Genomic DNA, 20,574 nt, shown 5'->3' on the forward strand with positions numbered 1-20,574 from the left:
GCGTGGCGGACGGCAGCAAATACGAGCCACTTCCACAATCGGTCCTGTTTTGCTGCGACCATAATGCTGTGCGGTCGCCCATGGCCGAAGGGATCATGAAAAAGCTTTATGGCACAGAATGTTATATCCAGTCTGTCGGCGTCAAGAACGACCTTGAAATCGACGGGTTTTCGATTGCTGTCTGCGCCGAGATCGGCGTTGAATTGTCGCGCCACCGGTCGCGGTCCTTTGATGAAATGGAGGATTGGGGCGATGACCTGTCGTCCTTTGATCTGGTTTTGGCTCTCTCACCCGCCAGCCAGCGCCGTGCGCTTGATCTGACCCGGTTTTATCATCTGACGGTCGAATATTGGCCCATTCTGGACCCCACCGGATTGGGCGATGCCCGCGAGGCGCGTCTGACCGCCTATCGGCAGGCGCGCGACCAGATCATGCAGCGCCTGATAGATCGTTTCGGACCTGCGCGCGCGAAAGACGTGTAGCGCGGCGGTTTGCGCCATTGCGCCCTCTGCCCCTATCCAAAGGCGCCTGCCCCCCATTTAGGTGACAAGATGGCGCATTTGATGGCCGAATACGGTCTTACCCCTTGATATTCTGTGCGCGCACGCGCATTTAGGCGACGCGCAAACAATTGCGCGGAAAAACGTAGGAGACCACATGGCCAAGGAAGAACTGCTCGAATTCCCCGGTGTCGTGAAGGAACTGCTGCCAAATGCGACATTTCGGGTCGAGTTGGAAAACGGCCATGAAATCATCGCTCATACGGCAGGCAAGATGCGCAAGAACCGTATCCGTGTTCTGGCTGGCGACAAGGTGCAAGTCGAAATGACCCCCTATGATCTGACAAAGGGTCGGATCAATTACCGTTTCAAATAATGTGAAGCGGCGAATCGCGCAGCATGCGTTTGCGTTTCGCCGCGAGACGCGCGTGCTGACCTCATTGCGTTAGCGCGCTGCACGGGACGCCATGACGACGCTTCAGCCCGATCATACACTCAAGCTTATTCTTGGTTCCGGCTCGCCACGACGGTTGGAGCTTTTGGCGCAGATTGGGCTTGCGCCCGATGATGTCCGTCCGCCGGACATAAATGAGGACGTGGGCAAAGCCGAAGTCCCGCGCGATTACGTCAACAGGATCGCGGGGGAAAAGGCCGCTGCTGTAACGATTGCCAGTGACGAGGTCGCCTTGTGCGCCGATACCACCGTGGCCCTTGGGCGCCGGATACTGGGCAAACCGCAAGACAGGGATGAGGCCGCCGCATTCCTGCGCGCCCTGTCGGGCCGTCGCCACAAGGTGATTACTGCGATTGCCGTCAAACGCGGCGATCGGGTCTGGCAGAAGGACGTGCAAACCACTGTCGCCGTCAAACGTCTGTCAGAGCAAGATGTGCAATGGTACGTTGGAACAGGTGATTGGCAAGGCAAGGCAGGCGGCTATGCCATCCAGGGCCCGGCAAGCGCCTTTATCCCGTGGATCAACGGATCGTTTCACGCCGTCATGGGGCTGCCCCTGCCTGAAACTGTGGGTTTGCTCATTGCCGCTGGCTATCCGGTATTGGGGGCTTCACAATGAAGGGTCGCATGATTGTTCTGGACCATATCGCGGGTTTTGAGGCCGCTGCCCTGCTGGTTGACGGCAAACTAGATGATCTGCTGATCGACAACAGCGACGCCCCCCGCCCCGGTGCGATCTATCGCGCCATCTGCGATCGCCCCATCAAAGGGCAAGGTGGGATGATGATGCGTCTGCCAGAGGGCGAGACAGCATTTTTGCGCCAAGGCAAGAACTTGCGCCCCGGTCAGGCGCTGCTGGTGCAGGTCACGGGCTATTCCGAACAGGGCAAAGCCGTCCCTGTCACCGACAGGGTCCTGTTCAAAAGTCGCTATGCCATTGTAACACCGGGCAAGCCTGGGCTGAATATCTCGCGACAGATCACCGACGAAGAGATCCGCGACAACCTGATGGCTGTGGCCCACGAAGTATTCGATAGCCAGCATGGTTTGATCCTGCGCTCGTCCTGCATTGGTGCGGACGAAGCCGACATTGCCGACGATATCATCGCCATGTTGGGGATGGCCGACACGGTCTTGTCTGATGCAGAGGGCACGACGCCGGAGGCCCTGACCGAAGGCGACGGCCCGCACACAGTGGCGTGGCGCGAATGGACCGCCCCCGCCACCGTGGTGACGGATGCGGGCAGCTTTGAAACCCATGGTGTGACTGACCAGATTGCCCGTTTGGGCGCCGCCCATGTCCCGTTGGGCGAAGGCAGCATGTATGTGGAGCCCACCCGCGCGCTGGTCGCGGTGGATGTGAACACCGGAAACGACACATCGCCTGCTGCCGCACTCAAGGCAAATCTGGCCGCCTGCCGCGCCTTGCCGCGAGCCTTGCGCATGCGCGGCCTCGCGGGCCAGATCACTGTTGATTTCGTGTCCATGTCCAAAGCCCACCGCAAACAGGTCGAACAGTCTTTGCGTGCAGCCTTCAAATCTGACCCGATCGAGACATCACTGGTGGGCTGGACGCCGATGGGCCTGTTCGAGATGCAGCGCAAACGGGAACGCCCGCCCTTTCCGACCGCCTTGCTGGAGGAACTATGATGAGTTGCCCCATCTGCAAACGCCACACGAAACAAGACTACCGACCGTTCTGTTCAAAGCGCTGCGCCGATATCGATTTGGCAAAATGGTTCAGTGGCAGCTATGCTATCCCGTCAGCTGAACCTGTCGAGCCTGACGCGGACCGCGACGAAAGCGACCCGCCAATTCACTGACGCACCACTCAGGATACGATTGAGGGATGTTCTGCAAAACGCCCCTGACCGGATTGCGTCTATGTGCTTGGGAGGCCTGCGAAAGCGCCAATTTGACGCGACGTGCAACCCCTTCCCACGCACCACAAATATCTATACGGTCGAAGTGTCTTTCTCTCCAAGGTTAGAACACATTATGACTTTCATGAATGCTGATGTGAAATGCAGCGAATGCCCGATCCGTCATCGCGCCGTTTGTGCGCGTTGTGACGAAGATGAACTGTCGCGTCTGGAAAAGATCAAATCCTATCGCAGTTTCAAGGCGGGCGAAACAATCCTCTGGCGCGAAGACGAACTCAGTTTTGTGGGATCGGTGGTCAACGGTGTCGCATCGCTCACCAAAACCATGGAAGACGGGCGGACACAGATGGTTGGCCTTTTGTTGCCATCAGACTTTATTGGTCGCCCGGGCCGCCCGCAGATTGCCTTTGACGTCACTGCAACAACGGACGTCACGCTGTGCTGTTTTGAACGCAAGGCCTTTGAAGAGTTGGTCCGCGACACCCCGCATATCGCCCAGCGCATGATGGAACTTGCACTTGATGAACTGGATGCGGCCCGCGACTGGATGCTTTTGCTCGGGCGCAAGACCGCCCGCGAGAAAATCGCAACATTCCTCGAGATGTTTGTCCGCCGATCCCAGCGACCAGACCACGATGGCCGCCTGAAGACCCTCAGCTTGCCGATGACGCGCGACCAGATCGCCAATTACCTTGGCCTGACACTTGAAACCGTCAGCAGACAGCTGAATGCCTTGAAAAAAGAAAAAATTATCGGGTTCACTGACCGCCGGCAAGTCGAGGTTTTTGACGTTGTTGCGTTGCACGATGCGACTGGCGACGACGCAGAATGCGATCTGATTCCGCGGCACCTTTAGGTACGAGTTGATTCAGATCAAGGTGGCGGCCAAAATACATCCCTAAACAAGCCCTGCGAACAGGAGCGTCTTAACGATGCTCTACGATTTCGAGGGCATTGTTATGAATTATATCAAACTACTCCTTCTGGGAGTAATTACTTTCGTCGCAGCACTTGCGGCGAACTGGGCCCACGACCTTGCGTATCAGATTCATGCGATTCTGATCATGGTTGTGGCCTTTTCCATGTTTATCTGGGTACTGCGCGGCACTGATACGCCGAAGGTGCTGCAATCAAACGAACATGAATATTTCGACGGGGTGATCCGGGCAGGCGTCATTGCGACAGCCTTTTGGGGCATCGCGGGATTTCTGGTCGGCACCTTCATTGCGTTCCAACTTGCGTTTCCGCAACTGAACTTTGACTGGGGGCAACCCTTTACCAACTTCGGACGGCTGCGCCCGCTGCATACAAGTGCGGTGATTTTTGCATTCGGGGGCAACGCCCTGATCGCCACATCGTTCTATGTCGTGCAGCGTACCAGCGCTGTCCGCCTTTGGGGCGGCAATCTGGGCTGGTTCGTCTTTTGGGGCTATCAGCTGTTCATCGTGCTGGCCGCGACCGGCTATCTGTTGGGGGCAACCCAATCCAAGGAATATGCGGAGCCTGAATGGTACGTTGACCTGTGGCTCACCATCGTCTGGCTGTCCTATCTGGCCGTCTATATGGGCACCATCGTCAAGCGTAAGGAAAAGCATATCTATGTGGCCAACTGGTTCTTTCTGAGCTTTATCATCACCGTTGCCATGCTGCATGTGGTCAACAACCTGTCGATCCCTGTCAGTTTCTGGGGCAGCAAATCGGTACAGGTCTTTTCCGGCGTGCAGGATGCGATGACCCAGTGGTGGTACGGCCATAACGCGGTCGGGTTCTTTCTGACGGCGGGCTTTCTCGGCATGATGTACTATTTTGTGCCCAAGCAGGCCGGTCGCCCGGTCTATAGCTACAAGCTGTCGATCATCCACTTCTGGGCGCTGATCTTTCTGTATATCTGGGCCGGTCCGCACCACCTGCACTACACCGCCCTGCCTGATTGGGCGGCCACGCTTGGCATGGTGTTCTCGATCATTCTGTGGATGCCCAGCTGGGGCGGGATGATCAACGGCCTGATGACCCTGCAAGGGGCTTGGGACAAGCTGCGCACCGATCCGATCATGCGGATGTTCGTTCTGTCGCTTGGCTTTTACGGCATGTCCACCTTTGAGGGACCGATGATGTCGATTCGCGCCGTCAACAGCCTGTCACACTACACAGACTGGACCATCGGACACGTGCATTCCGGCGCTCTGGGCTGGAACGGCATGATCACATTCGCCTGTATCTATTACCTGACACCCAAACTTTGGGGGCGCACCAAAATGTATTCCGAGTCCGCGATCAACTGGCACTTCTGGTTGGCCACACTGGGCATCGTTCTTTACGCCGCCTCTATGTGGGTCACGGGCATCATGGAAGGTCTGATGTGGCGCGAGGTCAACGACCAGGGCTTCCTTGTGAACTCTTTCGCCGACACCGTGAGTGCCAAGTTCCCGATGTATGTTGTGCGCGGTCTGGGCGGGGTTCTGTTCCTGTCGGGTGCCCTGCTGATGTGCTGGAACATGTGGATGACGATCCGCGGGGCCAAACCCGCGACCGTCACCACCCCCTACGCAACCCCAGCCGAATAAGGAGCAGGACTCATGGCATTTCTTGATAAACACGCCATTCTGGAACGCAGCCCGACCCTGCTGCTGACCTTTTCATTGCTGGTCGTGACCGTGGGCGGGATCGTCGAGATCGCACCATTGTTCTGGCTGGAAAACACCATCGAGGATGTAGAGGGCGTGCGCCCCTACTCCCCGCTGGAGCTGACGGGGCGCGATATCTACATCCGCGAGGGCTGCTATGTCTGTCATAGCCAGATGATCCGCCCGATGCGCGATGAGGTCGAGCGTTACGGCCACTACAGCCTTGCCGCCGAAAGCCAGTATGACCACCCGTTTCAATGGGGGTCAAAACGCACCGGTCCCGATCTGGCCCGCGTCGGTGGCCGCTATTCGGATGCATGGCACGTCGATCACCTGATGGACCCGCAGTCTGTTGTCCCTGAAAGCATCATGCCGAAATACGCATTTCTGGCCGATACCCCGATCGAGGCGACTTATGTTCAGGACCTGATGGAAACCCACCGTTTTGTCGGTGTGCCCTACACGGATGAACAGATTGCCTCAGCGCAGGCTGACTTCCGCGTGCAGGCCGACCCGTTTGGCGATTGGGATGCGCTGGTTGAACGTTACCCCGGTGCGGTGGTGTCGAACTTTGACGGGCAACCGGAGCTGACAGAAATGGACGCGCTGATCGCATATCTGCAAATGCTGGGCACGCTGGTCGACTTTTCGACCTTTACCCCAGACGCCAGCCGATAGGGAGAAAGACGATGGATACCTATTCCCTCTTGCGTGAAATCGCCGATAGCTGGGTTCTTCTGGGCATGTTCGGCTTCTTTCTGGGTGCCGCAATCTGGGCATTCCTGCCCAGCCAGCGGCAGGCCCGTGAAGACGCCAGCATGATCCCCTTTCGGGATGAAAAACCCAGAAAATCCTGCACGGGCACCTGTGCTGATTGCAGCGCCGCCAAATTGAAAGGTGAACTCAATGTCTGAGAAAAAAGTTGACGAGACCACCGGCGTTGAGACTACAGGTCATAGCTGGGACGGCATCGAAGAGCTGAACAATCCGCTGCCGCGCTGGTGGCTGTGGACCCTTTACGCCACGATCATCTGGGGGATTGGCTATGTCATTGCCTATCCCGCATGGCCCATGATCAGCAGCGCAACGTCCGGTGTGTTGGGCTATTCGACACGCGGTGAAGTTGCGGCCCAAATCGCCGAACACGAAGCTGAAAACGCGCAGCTTGTGGCACAATTGAACGAGGCCGATCTGGCGACACTGGCCCCCGGTGACGACTTGCATCGCTACGCCGTGTCACGCGGTGGTGCCGTCTTCAAGGCGCAATGCAGCCAGTGCCATGGGTCTGGTGCAGCGGGTGCCACCGGCTATTCCAACCTTTTGGACAATGACTGGCTTTGGGGCGGTGACATCGAAAATATCGCGCTGACAATCCGGCATGGCATTCGCAATGAAACCGATCTTGATGCGCGCTATTCGGAAATGCCCGCATATGATGAGGTGTTTGAGGACGATGAAATCGACGCTGTCGTCGAATATGTCTACAGCCTGTCTCGTTCCGAGGCCGATGCAACTTTGGCCGCTGCCGGGTCCGAGCTTTTCTTGGACAATTGCGCGGCCTGTCATGGCGACAATGCTGAAGGCAACCGCGACCTTGGCGCGCCCAACCTGGGCGATGCGATCTGGCTTTACGGCGGCGACCGTGCAGCGCTGGAATATACCGTCCGCAATGCGCGCTACGGTGTCATGCCCGCGTGGGGCCAACGCCTGAGCGACGAAGATGTTCGTGCAGTTTCTGTCTATGTTCACAGTCTTGGAGGAGGTGAATAAGACAGACGTGACCGCCCCCTGAGGCGCGGCCACCCCCCCGAAGCGGCCCTGTTCGCAAAACTCCGCCGCTTCGGGGCCCATCTTTTGACCCAGATCAAGGTCGCCTTTGCTGGCATCCGCTATCACAGGCTTGCGAACAGGATTTTTACATATGAACACCCCCAAGCTCTATGCGGCCAGAGAGCCCATTTTTCCGCGCCGCGTGTCCGGAACCTTCCGCCGTTTCAAATGGTGGATCATGATCGTCACGCTGGGCATTTACTATCTGACCCCCTGGATCAGATGGGACCGCGGCCCCAACCTGCCAGATCAGGCCGTTCTGATCGACATGGCAAACCGTCGTTTTTATTTCTTCTGGATCGAGATTTGGCCGCACGAATTCTATTTCGTGGCAGGCCTGCTGATCATGGCGGGCCTCGGTCTGTTTTTGTTCACGTCGGCGCTTGGTCGTGTCTGGTGCGGCTACACCTGCCCCCAAACGGTCTGGACCGATCTTTACATCCTTGTCGAACGCTGGATCGAAGGCGACCGTAACGCACGTGTCCGCCTGCACCGCGCCAAATGGGACTTTCATAAATGGCGGCTCCGGCTCACAAAATGGCTGGTTTGGCTGCTGATCGGGGTCGCCACCGGCGGAGCATGGGTGTTTTACTTCACCGACGCGCCAACCCTTTTCCGCGACCTGCTGAATTTCTCGGCGCATCCGGTGGCCTACATCACAATTGCCGTTCTGACGCTGACAACCTTTGTGTTTGGCGGCTTCATGCGTGAACAGGTCTGTATCTATATGTGCCCATGGCCACGGATTCAGGCCGCCATGATGGACCCTGATACACTCACCGTCGCCTATCGCGAATGGCGGGGCGAACCACGCGGCAAACAGCGGGTCGAAGGTGCTGGCGACTGCATCGATTGCATGGCCTGCGTCAACGTCTGCCCAATGGGGATTGATATCCGCGACGGTCAACAGCTCGAATGCATCACCTGTGCGTTGTGCATTGACGCCTGCGATGACGTTATGGAGCGGATCGGCAAACCGCGCGGCCTGATCGACTATCTGGCCCTGTCGGACGAACCTGCCGAGCGCGCCGGAGCAAAACCGCGCCCGATCTGGCAACATGTCCTGCGCCTGCGCACCTTGATCTACACGGCCCTTTGGGCTGCGATTGGTGCGGGACTGCTTTATGCCCTGTTCATCCGGTCGGATATTGAATTAACTGTCAGCCCTGTGCGCAACCCGACCTTTGTTGTCCAATCGGACGGGGCCATCCGCAATATCTATGACGTGCGCCTGCGCAACAAACTGGGCGAAGACCGCGAATTCCATCTCAGCCTCACAAGTGATGAAATCCTGCGGATTGAGCTGGAGGGTCGCGACGGGCAACTGCGCTTTCCCGTACCTGCCAACCAGACGATCTTGCAGCGTGTCTATGTGACAGCCCGCCCTCAAGACCCGGCGGCAAGTAGGGACCGTACTGACTTGCGGTTTTGGGTCGAAGATATCGGCAGCGGCGAACGCGCCAGCCAAGCAACAACATTCAACGGAAGGGTACAGTGATGACAGAGATCAAGGGATGGCATGTCTTTTCGGGATTTGCATTCGCATTCGGCATAATCATCGCCGTCAACCTGACGCTGGCGTTCAATGCCGTGCGCACCTTTCCCGGGCTTGAGGTCAAGAATAGCTACGTGGCCAGCCAGTCGTTTGACGCCGACCGCGCGGCGCAAATGGCACTGAACTGGCAGGTTTCGGCTGATCTGGCCGGGGGGGAGTTACGCCTTGAAATCCTGCAAGACGGAAAACCTATTGCCCCGGAAATTGAAAGCGCCACCTTCGGGCGCGCCACGTCCGTCGCGCAGGATCAAACCCCCGACTTTGTGTTTGACGGCAATCTGCTGCGCGCGCCTGTAGTGGCCAACGGGGGCAACTGGAACCTGCGCCTGAAAGCCCGCGCAGAAGACGGCACCCTGTTTCAGCAACGCATCATCGTCAGGGTGGCAAGATGACATCCGCCTGCCCTGCCTGCGCCGCTGCCCCACTGGCACAAGAGGTCGCGTCTGGACCTGCGCTTCAGTTTTCGCTGCCAACGATTCATTGCGCGGCCTGTATCGGCAAGATCGAACGCGGCTTGCGACAGATCACTGGCGTGCAGGACGTGCGGGTCAATCTGTCGTTGAAACGTCTGTCAGTGACAGGCCCGGTAAACCCCGACCGCGTGCAACAGACCCTGTCCGACCTTGGCTTTGAAGCCTACCCGCTTGACCTTGAGACCCTGAACAAGGCCCGCGACAACGTGGGCCGGGCCTTGCTGATCCGCATGGCTGTTGCGGGTTTTGCGATGATGAATGTGATGCTGTTGTCCGTGGCGGTCTGGTCCGGGGCCACAGATGCGACCCGCGACTTGTTTCACCTGATTTCGGCCTGTATCGCCTTGCCCGTGGTCGCCTATTCGGGCCAGCCGTTTTTTGCCAATGCATGGGCGGCCTTGCGGGTCCGACGGCTCAATATGGATGTGCCGATTTCGCTGGCAATCCTGCTGGCCACCGGCATGTCGCTGTTTGAAACGCTCAATGGTGGCGAACACGCTTATTTCGATGCAGCCATTTCGCTGACCTTCTTTCTTCTCATCGGTCGCTACATGGATCACCAGACGCGCAGCGCCGCGCGGTCTGCCGCCAAGGAACTAGCGGCACTTGAAGTGCACACAGCCGAACGTGTCTTGGCTGACGGCACCGAAACCGTCGCTGTTTCAGATATCGCCCTTGGCGATATTCTGTCCGTGCCATCGGGCGCGCGGGTACCCGTTGACGGCGTGCTTATGACGCAAAGCGCGCTGCTGGACCGGTCTTTCCTGACCGGCGAAAGTGCGGCAATAGCGGCAGAGGCGGGCGCCGATTTGCAGGCGGGCGAAATCAATCTTGCAGGTCCCATTCAGGTGCGCGCCACAGCAGTCGGCCAAGACACAACATTGCGCCGCATGGCCGCAATGGTGGAAACCGCCGAGAACGGGCGCAACAGCTATACCGCCCTTGCCGATCGCGCGGCACAGGTCTACGCGCCTGCGGTGCATTTGCTGGCGTTTGCCGCGTTTCTCGTCTGGGTTGCGGCAACAGGCGATATCCGCCATGCCCTGAATATCGCAATTGCGGTGCTGATCATCACCTGCCCCTGCGCACTGGGGCTGGCCGTACCAGCGGTGACAACAGCCGCTGTCAGCAGGCTATTTTCGGCAGGATTTCTGGTCAAGCATGCGACCGCATTGGAACGGCTGGCAGAAACTGACCAAATCGTTTTCGACAAAACAGGGACGTTGACCCAACCGACGGTCATCGCGCCCGACGCATTCACCGCAGACGAAAAGGCCGTTGGCCTTGCACTGGCCCAGGCATCGCATCACCCGCTGTCGCGCGCTTTTGCGGTGGCGCTGCGCGATGTGACTCCCGCAGCACTGACCGAAGTGCAGGAAATTGCAGGTCAGGGTGTCTGCGCCAACTGGCGCGGGAGCACGGTCAAACTGGGGCGCGGTGCATGGCTGGGGGCCGATTTTGACGGGCTGGGTTTGCGCATGGATAATACCCCCGCCAAACCAATCGAAGCTCCCGAAGCGGTGCGCCCCGGCGTGGCCGAAGCCCTGCAAGCCCTGAACCTGCCCGCCGAAATCCTTACCGGCGACAACGATACACCAGCCCAGCGCCTTGCCAAGGCACTGGGGCTTCCCGTCACCGCCAATGCGCGCCCCGATGATAAGCTGCGCCACCTCAAGGATCTCGCAGATCGCGGGCATCACGTGCTGATGATCGGCGACGGGCTGAATGACACCGCAGCACTGGCCAGCGCCCATGCATCCATTGCACCGGGCAAGGCGCTTGATGCCGCGCGTACAGCCGCAGATGTGATCGTGCTGACCGACAGCTTTGCGGACCTGCCGCTGATTTTGCGGGTTGCGAAAGCAACCCAGCGGCTATCGAAACAGAACTTCGCCATCGCGACGCTTTATAACTGCATCGCGGTGCCAATTGCGCTGGCAGGTTTCGCTACGCCGCTTGCGGCGGCCTTGGCAATGTCAATATCCTCGATTACGGTTTTGTTGAATTCGCAACGGATGAGGTACCTTTAGATGAATGTGCTTGTCGTGCTAATCCCGATTTCCCTGATCCTTGGTGGACTGGGGCTTGCGGCATTCCTTTGGACCGTCCGCACCGATCAATATGACGATGATCAAGGGAACGCCGCGCGGATTCTTCTGGACGACTGACTAGATTGCCAGGTGGCTGGCGGATCGGGTTTGATTTGAAATGCCGAATATCTGATGCGTTTGAACTATAGGTCATCACTGCCTATACGATGGCTCTATGTCGAATCCCCTCTTTCTTGATCCCGATGATTTTGTGGCAAGCGGCGTACAGCGCGTCATCTACTATCATCCGAAAGACAAAACGAGGCTCATCAAGATTCTCAAAGCCACTGACACAATGCCGATGCGGCGCAACTTTGGTGGCATACTCGAAAAGCTGGTACCAAGCACTCGGTTACGGCTGGTGAGCAAGGAATATACCGAATATCTGCGTATCATGCTCAGCAATCCCGCCCCTAGTTTTCACCTTCCGATCGCGCATATGTATGGCTTTATACAAACGACCATTGGGCTGGGTTGCCTTACAGAACGTGTAATGAAGCCGGACGGCGCACTTGGTGACACCCTGCTGGACAAGGTCCGTTCCGACAGCCTGTCGGACGCGGATCTGGAATTACTGAACGATATGATCCAGCGGATTTACAATCATCATATCCGTGCAAGTGACTTCAATCCAAAGAATTTCGTTTTCGGGCAACGCGACAATGGCACCGGCTTGGGCCCGAAGGAATGCGTGATGGTGGATGGTTTCGGCGACATACATGCATTGCCGGTCAGGTCCATGGCGAAATGGTCCAACCGGATCGGACTGGACGATGGCTGCAAGCGCATTTCAGCCAAGACTGGTTTGGCATGGGACAAACACACAAAGCTGTTCTCGCGCACGTCCAAAACTCCGGCTAGAACGGACTGACTGACCAGCGTTGCGCACAAACCCACCGAAATGTGTCAGCATATTTTTTGAAAGGGCCCCAAAATGCCAAAACACCGCGTTCTCACCGAATTTGGCATGGGTACCAGCCTGCGCCGCCAAGACTACACCCAAGCAGCCAGACGCGGCTTGCAGGATGCGCTTTGGCACAATTCAATCAATATGGCAGAGCTGTTCGGCTTCTCCAAAGAGGCGATGCTGATTGATGTCGAAATCGGCGTGCAGCAACCTGATCAGGTCGACACGACCACCTTGCTGGATATCTTTCCCTACGGCCAACCAAGGATCAATGTGGTCCATGGCGGGCTGGACGTGCCCCGCCCTGATGGCAAACCCACCGTCATTGCAAACGTTGCCATCAACGTATCATTCGAGATGGAGCAGGTCTGATGGAACAGCGCATCATCATCGAAATGGGCATGGGCAATGACCTGCACGGGATGGATTATCAAAAAGCAGCGCGCCGCGCCATCGAAGACGCGATCAGGCATTCGACCCTGCCCATCTTTCAAAGCATCAATCTTGACCATACGGAAATGCGGGTTCAGGTCACAGTGGGTGTGCAAGAGCCGGACAAACTGGATGCAGCGGCGCTGACCGCCGGACTGCCGCGCGGGCGCGCGACCGTGCAGGCGGTCAAAGGCGGCCTGAACATCCCTAACCACGAAACCGGCGACACGGCCGTTGTCGCCACCGCCGCAGTCGAGGCTTTTTTGCCGTCGCAAGCCGGGCGCTGGACCCAGAGTTAGGTGGAATTCGGCACCGCCCATCAAGACGTGCTTCACGATATTCTGCGGTGGCGCCGCGACGTGCGGCATTTCAAGCCTGACCCGTTGCCCCGGGCAGCGCTTGAGAAACTGCGCGCTGCAATGGACCTTGCACCCTCAGTTGGAAATGCGCGACCTTGGCGGGTGCTTCAGGTTACGACAGATTCCTTGCGTAAGGCGGTCATAGACAATTTCGAAGCCGCCAATAGAGAGGCTGCGCGTATTTACGACACGGAAAAACGTGCCGCGTATGACAAGCTGAAACTTGCAGGTTTGCGGGATGCGCCAGTGCATCTGGCGATCTTTACCGACCATCAGCCTGCCGAAGGTCACGGGCTTGGGCGCCAGACGATGCCCGAGATGCTCGATTATTCGACCGTTGCGGCCATCCACACGCTCTGGCTTGCCGCACGGGCACAGAACATCGGGGTCGGCTGGGTATCTATCCTCGACCCGTCCGCCATAGCCCGGACGCTAAATGTGCCAGAGACCTGGTCTCTGACTGCCTATCTGTGCGTTGGATATCCGCAATCAAGCGACGATACCCCGCTGCTTGAACGCAAACATTGGCAGGACCATACGGAAAGCCACTGGCAAGAGGTCTAGGACGGACGGCAGGAAAAACATGTGGTGCGCGCTAAAGCGTTTCGACTTTGACCTGAGGCGTCAACTTAAGGCGAAACGCTACAAGTCAAAGCAGATCATCCAGATTATTATTTGGCCAATGCAGCCTCTCGCACGGCTGTCAAAGTGGCACCGGTCGCCAATGCCTCCTCATCAATCTTGCATTCGATGATGGCAAATGTGCCGGACGCCTGCGCGCGCCCAAAAGCTTTGGCAAATTGCCCTGTCTCCGTAACTACTTCCCCATGTCCGCCATAGGCGCGGGCCAGCGCTGCGAAATCGGGGTTCGCCAATGCCGTTCCCGACACCCGCGCGGGATAGGTTTTTTCCTGATGCATCCGGATTGTCCCGTATCGGCCGTTATTCATGACGACGATAATGGGCGTCGCCCCGTGCTGCGCAGCCGTCGACAGTTCGTTGCAGGTCATCTGAAAACAGCCGTCACCGGCCAGACAGACGACCTGCCTGTCAGGGTGTTCCAATGATGCCGAAATCGCCGCCGGAATGCCGTAGCCCATCGACCCCGACGTTGGAGCGAGCTGCGTGCCATACTGCTGATAGACAAAATAGCGATGCAGCCACGCCGCATAGTTCCCCGCCCCATTTGTGACAATCGCATCCTCAGGCAGGTTATCCGACAGCCATTTAATGACCTGTTCCTGCTTGCAAGCTCCGGGACTTTCCTGCGGTATGATCCACCCCTCGTAATCAGCCCGCGCTTGCGTCCGCCAGCGTTCCCACTGCGGGGTCACGTCGGACGCTCCGGCCAGATCACACATCATATGGATCGCGCTGGCACCGTCGCAAGTGACCGCTTCATCTGCCCCGTAGACCCGCCCGATTTCATTTGCGTCCGCGTGAATGTGCAGAATGGTTTTCCCTGGGTTTGCGGGATCAACAAGGCTATAGCCTTGGGTCGCGATATCGCCAAACCGCGTTCCAAGCAGCAAAAGACAGTCCGCCTCACGGACCCGTTGCGCCAGCTTTGGGTTGACGCCAACATTCAAATCGCCCGCAAAATGAACCTGTCGGTTGTCAATGTAATCCTGCCTGCGAAAGCTGCTGACCACGGGAACGCCCGTCATTTCTGCAAACTGCGCCAAGCTGCGGGCCGCCTTATCGGTCCAGTGCGGCCCACCCACCACCAACAGGGGCTTCTCAGAAGCCATCAGGCGGCCGAATACCTTTGAAAACGCAGCGGGAAGGGTGGCCGGGGCCAGTGTGGTCCCGCACGCAAAATCGGGCACATCAGCTGTGGCGCTAAGCATGTTTTCCGGCAGCGCCAGCACCACAGGCCCGGGCCTGCCCGACATGGCTACCCGAAAGGCGCGGGCGATATATTCAGGCAAACGATCCGTATGATCGACCTGGGCGACCCATTTGGCCAGACCACCGAACATTGCCCGATAGTCCACTTCCTGAAATGTTTCCCGGTCGGTCTGGCGATTATCAATCTGGCCTACGAACAGGACCATCGGCGTGCTGTCCTGCATCGCCACATGGACACCCGCGCTCGCATTACATGCCCCCGGCCCTCGTGTGACAAAACACACGCCAGGCGTCCCCGTCATCTTGCCATGGGCTTCGGCCATCATCGCTGCGCCGCCCTCTTGCCTGCAAACAACATTCTGGATGCCGCTGTCATAAAGCCCGTCCAACGCCGCCAGAAAGCTTTCGCCGGGCACCGAGTATACCCGACGCACCCCAAGTTTGACCAATTGATCGCTCAGAATTTTTCCGCCATGCCTGATCATCACCACCTCTTTGATATTTGCACAGACAATGTGCTATCGTGTCGGGTTACGCAATTGGTCAAACGGGTTAGCTATAAGTCCAGTCAAGAAAGGAAGTTCAATGACAAAGTTACTGGGTATTTCCGGGTCGCTGCGCAAAGCCTCGACCAACACAATGCTGATGCGCAACGCAGCAGAGATTTTCGCAGCCGATGAATTCATCGAAGGCGACATCAATTTCCCGCTGTTCAACGGCGACGTCGAAGAAGCGTCAGGAATCCCTGCGGCTGTGCAGACACTGTCGGACCAGATTGCCGCGGCTGACGCAGTTATCATTGCCACGCCGGAATATAACAAAGCCATTTCCGGCGCGCTTAAGAACGCGCTTGATTGGGTCAGCCGCACAGAGGGCAATCCGTGGAAAGACAAACCGCTGGCCATCATGTCCGCTGCTGCGGGTCGCGCGGGCGGTGAACGCTCGCAGTTTTCGCTCCGTTTGGCCATGATGCCATTCCGCCCCCGCATATTACAGGGGCCAGAGGTGCTGGTCGCGGCGAGTTACAGCGCCTTTGACAACAACGGCAAGTTGACCGGTGAGATGTATGTCGACCTGTTGGGCGAACTGATGAGCGACTTGCGCGCCCTGACCTAGGCGCTGTTGGATATTTCGATCAGATTGCCGTCCGGGTCACGAATATAGATGGAAAGAATTGGCCCCGTGGCACCTGTTCGGGGCACAGGGCCACCCTTTATTTCCACGTGACAGGCCGCCAGATGCGTTTGCCATTCGCCCAGCGGTGCGGGTGACAAAAAGCATAGGTCAGCCGTGCCCGGGCGGGCGCATTCCGCCTTTGGTTCAAACGGACTGGCTGCGGGATGCAAATTTATTTTCTGGTCACCAAACGTCATGGCCCAGCGCACCGACCCGTCACCGGGGCGAAACGCCACCAGTGTCATGCCAAGTACATCGCGGTAGAAAGCAACCGTCGTTTCAATGTCCGACACCGTCAGCACAAGATGATCCAGTCGCGTCAATTGCGGCATTTGCACAGCCTTTGTTTTGGTCCTAGTGTCTGATCATGCAGGACAATCACAGCCGTTCCCATACCCAAACCGACAATTTTGATATCGCTCGTGCCCATGCGTTGCAGGCGACATTGGGGCATCCTGCTGACCTGCGGACAGGCGACCCTATGCCCCCATTCTTTCACCACATCTATTTCTGGCAACCACAGCCGCCCGCAGCACTGGGCCGTGACGGGCACCCTGCCAAAGGCGACTTCATCCCTGACCTTGGCCTGCCCCGGCGGATGTGGGCGGCGGGCAAGCTGGTTTTTCACTGCCAACTGCTGGCCGGGGTCAAAGCTGACCGGTCAAGCGTCATCGACAGCGTCACCCGCAAACAGGGCCGCTCGGGTCCATTGGCGTTTGTCACAGTCCGGCACGACATCAAACAGCGCGGCACGTTAGCCCTGACTGAAATACAAGAACTGGTCTACCGCGAGGACGGGGCGCGCGCCACCGCGCCCCAAGCCCCCACGAATGAAACCGATGCGCAAACAGTCACTTTCGATTCGACCCTGCTCTTTCGCTACTCTGCGCTGACCTTCAACGGCCACCGCATTCACTATGATGAACGCTACGCCCGCGAGGTCGAAGGCTATGACGGGCTGGTGGTACATGGGCCACTGCTGGCGCATCTGTTGATGGGCTTTGCCGCAGCAAAACTGGGCGCATTGTCGCAATTCAGCTACCGCGCGACGGCACCCCTGATGCATCATGAAACGGCAACCCTATGCTGGCGGGATGGGCAGGCATGGGTGCGGGGTCCGCAGGGGCGCCAATGCATGATTGCGACTGCGGCCTAGCAACATCCCCGAAAGTTGACTTGCATCAAAGCGCCGCCGCCACGATGGGCCTAGACTCGTTTTGACAAGCGAAGGAGCCCTCATGCCTGCAAATACAGCAGCATCCCCCGAAAAAGAAACTCGCACGGCCAAGATCATCGGATTTGAAAAGGGTGAATATCCTTATGCCCAAAAGCTTGGCCGCCAGAAATACGAAGCCGAGAAAGCCGCGTTGCAGGTTGAGTTGCTCAAGGTGCAGCATTGGGTACAGGAAACCCAGCAGAAGTTTATCCTGCTTTTTGAAGGACGCGACGCCGCGGGCAAGGGGGGCACGATCAAGAGGTTTACCGAACACCTCAACCCCCGTTTCGCGCGGGTGATCGCGCTGAACAAGCCAAGTGACGAAGAGAAAGGGCAATGGTTTTTTCAACGCTACATCAAGCACCTGCCAACAGCTGGCGAAATCGTGCTTTATGACCGGTCATGGTACAATCGGGCCGGGGTGGAACGGGTCATGGGCTTTTGTGAACCCGCCGATTATCTGGAATTCATGCGCCAAACGCCCGAGCTTGAGCGGATGCTGGTGCGCAGCGGCATCAAGCTGTTCAAATATTGGTTCTCTGTCACGCAAGCTGAACAGATGGCCCGGTTCAAATCCCGCGAAACCGACCCGTTGAAGCGCTGGAAACTGTCGCCGGTCGACCGCGCCAGCATGGATCGGTGGGACGATTACACCGAAGCCAAGGAAGCCATGTTCTTCTACACCGACACGGCAGACGCCCCATGGACAGTCATCCGGTCCAACGACAAAAAGCGCGCGCGGCTGAACTGCATGAAGCATTTTTTGTCACAACTCGACTATCCCGACAAAGATCCGGAGGTCGCGCAACCGCCTGATCCAAAGATCGTCCTGCATGCCAATCATATCGTGCAGAAATCCGATCATATCCTTGCTGCATCCGTGCACCCGCAAACGCGTAAAACTTTACCCAAAGGAAAATAACAAAATGTCCAATACCCCACACGAACTTGCAGATGAATTCCCAGAGCATGTGGAACGCATGCATGAATTGCGCGCAAGTGATGCCCATTTCGCGAAACTCTTTGACGCATACCACACCACAAACCGCGCGGTGCATCGGGCCGAAACGGACGTAGAACCCACATCAGACGAACATCTTGTCACGCTGCGCAAGGAACGTATGGCGCTCAAGGATCAGATTTATGCGCAGCTTTCCAAGGCAGCCGCCCAATAATCACGGCTCGCACTAACCAGCGGGCTGCGGTAAGAGGGCGCCATGACACATATCAGTTCTCTTTTCGCGACCCGCCTTTATCACGCACAACTGTCCGAGCATGGCGCGCCCATTGATCAGGCAGAGCTTGAAAACTCCTGCCTTGTCATCGCCGATGATGACGAGGCAGGGCAAGAGTGGTGCGAGGCAAATGCCTTTCCCGGCTATACCTCTTATGCGTCCTTGTCCGACTTGCCATGGCGCTTTCCAATCTTTGCCGATCTGGTCAAAGTGCTGGATGCCCACGTCGCCACTTTTGCCAAGGATGCGCAGTTTGATCTGGGCGACAAGGCGCTGAAGCTCGAAGATATCTGGATCAATATCCTACCCCCCGGTGGCATCCACACAGGGCACATTCACCCCCACAGCGTGATCAGCGGCACCACCTATGTCGCCGTTCCCGAAGGTGCCAGCGCGATCAAATTCGAGGACCCGAGGCTGGCGATGATGATGGCCGCCCCGCCGCGTCTCAAGGATGCGGACGCGTCCTTGCGCCAATTCATCTATGTCGCCCCAAAGGTCGGCGATGTGCTGTTGTGGGAAAGCTGGCTGCGCCACGAAGTGCCGATGAACATGGCCGAAGAGGATGAGCGCATTTCGATCAGCTTCAACTACAAATGGGAATAAAGCGTTCGGTGAAACGCTTTATTCCATGTTAGTCGGCCCTCAAGCGGATGCCCGCGCACCCTGAAAGCCTGTTTGCGCAAGTGCCGCCGCCGTTCCAGATGCACCTGCCACGATCGCGATCAGTGCGACAAGTGCGGCAACTGACAGTGTTGCGCCACCAGCAAGACCGGCCCCGACCGTGCAGCCACCCGCCAGCACACCGCCAGCGCCCATCAGCAGCCCGCCTGCGCTGTAGCGAAGCGTCTGGCCCGGGCTTTCAAAGGACTCAAGCCGGAGTTCGCCGCGCAACAATGCAGATGTGAACGCCCCGCCCAGTACCCCACCGATAAAGCCTGTGCCAAAGGATGCAGGAATGGCTGTCGATGCGACGGTCCAGAACAATGTCTCGGTCCATGGCAGGGTAAATGCGATGCTTTGTGTCGGCAGCGGGTCAAATTCATCCATCAACAAAACAGTTGTGGCCGCCCAGCCCACAGCGACGACAAGCCCGATCACGGCACCCAAAGCAAGATGCAGCCAACGTGCGCCCGACCGTGCCGCAAACGCGAGCAGGATCAGACCCGTCAGCGCGGCCCAAACCGCCGCCCCGCCCGGCAGATCGGCCAGCGACGCAACGGGTGCCGTCACATTGGGCGATCCGATGAATTCACGCACCGGGGCGAGAACCCCCTTGAGCATTGCGTGGGCCGTGATTGCAAATATGATTAGTACCGACAAAGCCCGCAGGTTGCCCGAAGCCCACAGTACGGTCAGCCGCGACGCACAGCCGCGCGCCAGCACCATCCCGGCCCCGAACAAGAGGCCGCCAACGATCAGCGCTGCCAAAGGCAAATCGGCAGACAGCCAACGGTGTTCGGACAGGTCCGCGAAACCAGCGACCGACAACCCCTGAACTGTCAGAATTGCGATCGCCAAGGCTGTCATCCAGACGCCAGCCGCGCTCTTGCGCTCGTCAGGGTTGCCCGCCACGGCGCGCCTGAGACAAAAGCGGGACACCTGTGCCGCCACGCCAAAGATCAGACCAACGGTAACACCCAACAGAACATGAACTGTCCGTGTCTCAAGTCCCAAGTCGTAAAGCAGTTCGAGGAGCATAGGGGCCACCTTCCATTCAAAAACACCAAAGCCGCCTATGCCCTCTGCGCTGTGCCGTCAATCCGGCGAACCAGTCAGATTGTTCCGGACAACCAGCAAGAACGCCCATTTGTGTTCCGATTGGAGTAATTATTCGGAATAATTCAGAACGCATGTGCCGCAATTTGGCACATGTGTTCTTGATTTTATGACCGTCTGAGCCCGCACTGCAGAGCGCCATATTGACGCTGTGGTACAAGGTAGGTCGTTTCTTTCCGGCACAGGGCCGCAAATCTTTCCTATTTTCTT

26 protein-coding genes are annotated in these 20,574 nt (G+C 57.8%); 23 read left to right on the plus strand and 3 right to left on the minus strand.

All coding sequences use genetic code 11. The features are described from left to right. Positions 1 to 2 precede the first annotated feature (2 nt). The 18 genes from C8N45_RS09870 to bluB all read left to right on the plus strand — a co-directional run bounded on the left by C8N45_RS09870 (position 3) and on the right by bluB (position 13,671). On the plus strand, positions 3 to 482 hold the full coding sequence (locus tag C8N45_RS09870) for an arsenate-mycothiol transferase ArsC (RefSeq protein WP_108386091.1): 480 nt from the start codon (positions 3 to 5) through the stop codon (positions 480 to 482). A 175-nt stretch (positions 483 to 657) separates the two neighbouring features. After that, positions 658 to 876: a translation initiation factor IF-1 gene (gene infA / locus C8N45_RS09875; protein WP_007205486.1), complete on the plus strand. Its 219-nt coding sequence runs from the start codon at positions 658 to 660 to the stop codon at positions 874 to 876. 91 nt (positions 877 to 967) lie between these two features. Next, positions 968 to 1,573 (plus strand): Maf family protein, encoded by a 606-nt coding sequence (locus C8N45_RS09880; RefSeq protein ID WP_108386092.1) that lies wholly within the window; start codon positions 968 to 970, stop codon positions 1,571 to 1,573. Then, positions 1,570 to 2,604 carry a ribonuclease E/G gene (locus C8N45_RS09885; RefSeq protein WP_108386093.1) on the plus strand — a complete coding sequence of 345 codons (1,035 nt, stop codon included), beginning with the start codon at positions 1,570 to 1,572 and terminating at the stop codon, positions 2,602 to 2,604. The genes C8N45_RS09880 and C8N45_RS09885 overlap by 4 nt, the downstream gene beginning before the upstream one ends. Then, entirely contained in the window at positions 2,604 to 2,777 is a 174-nt protein-coding gene (locus C8N45_RS09890; protein WP_108386094.1) for a DNA gyrase inhibitor YacG, read from the plus strand. The genes C8N45_RS09885 and C8N45_RS09890 overlap by 1 nt, the downstream gene beginning before the upstream one ends. 175 nt (positions 2,778 to 2,952) lie before the next feature. Continuing rightward, on the plus strand, positions 2,953 to 3,693 hold the full coding sequence (gene fnrL / locus C8N45_RS09895) for a transcriptional regulator FnrL (RefSeq protein WP_245882624.1): 741 nt from the start codon (positions 2,953 to 2,955) through the stop codon (positions 3,691 to 3,693). Positions 3,694 to 3,796: 103 nt separating this feature from the next. Further along, complete coding sequence (gene ccoN, locus C8N45_RS09900) at positions 3,797 to 5,401, plus strand: cytochrome-c oxidase, cbb3-type subunit I (RefSeq protein WP_181868932.1); 1,605 nt, start codon at positions 3,797 to 3,799, stop codon at positions 5,399 to 5,401. Positions 5,402 to 5,413: 12 nt separating this feature from the next. Continuing rightward, the gene (ccoO, locus tag C8N45_RS09905) at positions 5,414 to 6,139 is read left to right on the plus strand and encodes a cytochrome-c oxidase, cbb3-type subunit II (protein ID WP_108386096.1); all 726 of its coding nucleotides are present in this window, start codon (positions 5,414 to 5,416) and stop codon (positions 6,137 to 6,139) included. A gap of 11 nt (positions 6,140 to 6,150) precedes the next feature. After that, entirely contained in the window at positions 6,151 to 6,375 is a 225-nt protein-coding gene (locus tag C8N45_RS09910) for a cbb3-type cytochrome c oxidase subunit 3 (RefSeq protein ID WP_108386097.1), read from the plus strand. Then, entirely contained in the window at positions 6,368 to 7,231 is an 864-nt protein-coding gene (gene ccoP, locus C8N45_RS09915) for a cytochrome-c oxidase, cbb3-type subunit III (protein WP_108386098.1), read from the plus strand. Before C8N45_RS09910 ends, ccoP begins: the two co-directional genes overlap by 8 nt. A gap of 151 nt (positions 7,232 to 7,382) precedes the next feature. Beyond that, entirely contained in the window at positions 7,383 to 8,789 is a 1,407-nt protein-coding gene (gene ccoG / locus C8N45_RS09920) for a cytochrome c oxidase accessory protein CcoG (RefSeq protein WP_108386099.1), read from the plus strand. Beyond that, positions 8,789 to 9,238: a FixH family protein gene (locus tag C8N45_RS09925; RefSeq protein ID WP_108386100.1), complete on the plus strand. Its 450-nt coding sequence runs from the start codon at positions 8,789 to 8,791 to the stop codon at positions 9,236 to 9,238. The genes ccoG and C8N45_RS09925 overlap by 1 nt, the downstream gene beginning before the upstream one ends. Next, entirely contained in the window at positions 9,235 to 11,349 is a 2,115-nt protein-coding gene (locus C8N45_RS09930; protein ID WP_108386101.1) for a heavy metal translocating P-type ATPase, read from the plus strand. Before C8N45_RS09925 ends, C8N45_RS09930 begins: the two co-directional genes overlap by 4 nt. Beyond that, positions 11,350 to 11,487 carry a cbb3-type cytochrome oxidase assembly protein CcoS gene (ccoS, locus tag C8N45_RS09935; protein WP_108386102.1) on the plus strand — a complete coding sequence of 46 codons (138 nt, stop codon included), beginning with the start codon at positions 11,350 to 11,352 and terminating at the stop codon, positions 11,485 to 11,487. 97 nt (positions 11,488 to 11,584) lie between these two features. Further along, entirely contained in the window at positions 11,585 to 12,280 is a 696-nt protein-coding gene (locus C8N45_RS09940) for a YrbL family protein (RefSeq protein WP_108386103.1), read from the plus strand. A gap of 63 nt (positions 12,281 to 12,343) precedes the next feature. Continuing rightward, the gene (locus tag C8N45_RS09945) at positions 12,344 to 12,688 is read left to right on the plus strand and encodes a Lin0512 family protein (protein WP_108386104.1); all 345 of its coding nucleotides are present in this window, start codon (positions 12,344 to 12,346) and stop codon (positions 12,686 to 12,688) included. After that, entirely contained in the window at positions 12,685 to 13,047 is a 363-nt protein-coding gene (locus C8N45_RS09950; RefSeq protein WP_375342467.1) for a Lin0512 family protein, read from the plus strand. The genes C8N45_RS09945 and C8N45_RS09950 overlap by 4 nt, the downstream gene beginning before the upstream one ends. After that, on the plus strand, positions 13,048 to 13,671 hold the full coding sequence (gene bluB / locus C8N45_RS09955) for a 5,6-dimethylbenzimidazole synthase (RefSeq protein WP_108386106.1): 624 nt from the start codon (positions 13,048 to 13,050) through the stop codon (positions 13,669 to 13,671). It begins immediately after the preceding gene. Between the two features lie 107 nt (positions 13,672 to 13,778). Here bluB and C8N45_RS09960 read toward each other — a convergent pair whose 3' ends face one another. Further along, positions 13,779 to 15,443, minus strand: coding sequence for a thiamine pyrophosphate-binding protein (locus tag C8N45_RS09960; RefSeq protein ID WP_108386107.1), 1,665 nt, complete (start codon positions 15,441 to 15,443; stop codon positions 13,779 to 13,781). Positions 15,444 to 15,543: 100 nt separating this feature from the next. Between C8N45_RS09960 and C8N45_RS09965 the strand changes: the two genes are divergently transcribed. Beyond that, positions 15,544 to 16,074 carry an NADPH-dependent FMN reductase gene (locus C8N45_RS09965; protein WP_108386108.1) on the plus strand — a complete coding sequence of 177 codons (531 nt, stop codon included), beginning with the start codon at positions 15,544 to 15,546 and terminating at the stop codon, positions 16,072 to 16,074. On the opposite strand, the gene C8N45_RS09970 is transcribed toward C8N45_RS09965, so the two are convergent. After that, on the minus strand, positions 16,071 to 16,466 hold the full coding sequence (locus C8N45_RS09970; RefSeq protein WP_108386109.1) for a VOC family protein: 396 nt from the start codon (positions 16,464 to 16,466) through the stop codon (positions 16,071 to 16,073). The genes C8N45_RS09965 and C8N45_RS09970 overlap by 4 nt on opposite strands. A 35-nt stretch (positions 16,467 to 16,501) precedes the next feature. On the opposite strand from C8N45_RS09970, the gene C8N45_RS09975 reads away from it, so the two are divergent. From C8N45_RS09975 to C8N45_RS09990, 4 genes are all read left to right on the plus strand, one after another. Beyond that, on the plus strand, positions 16,502 to 17,290 hold the full coding sequence (locus C8N45_RS09975; protein ID WP_108386110.1) for an HTD2 family dehydratase: 789 nt from the start codon (positions 16,502 to 16,504) through the stop codon (positions 17,288 to 17,290). 82 nt (positions 17,291 to 17,372) lie between these two features. Next, complete coding sequence (ppk2, locus tag C8N45_RS09980; protein WP_108386111.1) at positions 17,373 to 18,272, plus strand: polyphosphate kinase 2; 900 nt, start codon at positions 17,373 to 17,375, stop codon at positions 18,270 to 18,272. A 4-nt stretch (positions 18,273 to 18,276) separates the two neighbouring features. Further along, positions 18,277 to 18,525 (plus strand): HP1242/YdcH family protein, encoded by a 249-nt coding sequence (locus tag C8N45_RS09985; RefSeq protein WP_108386112.1) that lies wholly within the window; start codon positions 18,277 to 18,279, stop codon positions 18,523 to 18,525. 42 nt (positions 18,526 to 18,567) lie between these two features. Continuing rightward, positions 18,568 to 19,191: a TIGR02466 family protein gene (locus tag C8N45_RS09990; protein WP_108386113.1), complete on the plus strand. Its 624-nt coding sequence runs from the start codon at positions 18,568 to 18,570 to the stop codon at positions 19,189 to 19,191. A 39-nt stretch (positions 19,192 to 19,230) separates the two neighbouring features. On the opposite strand, the gene C8N45_RS09995 is transcribed toward C8N45_RS09990, so the two are convergent. Beyond that, positions 19,231 to 20,286 carry a YeeE/YedE family protein gene (locus C8N45_RS09995; protein ID WP_108386114.1) on the minus strand — a complete coding sequence of 352 codons (1,056 nt, stop codon included), beginning with the start codon at positions 20,284 to 20,286 and terminating at the stop codon, positions 19,231 to 19,233. Positions 20,287 to 20,574: the final 288 nt, after the last annotated feature.

The sequence above is a fragment of the Yoonia sediminilitoris genome (assembly GCF_003058085.1).
Lineage (GTDB): Bacteria > Pseudomonadota > Alphaproteobacteria > Rhodobacterales > Rhodobacteraceae > Yoonia > Yoonia sediminilitoris.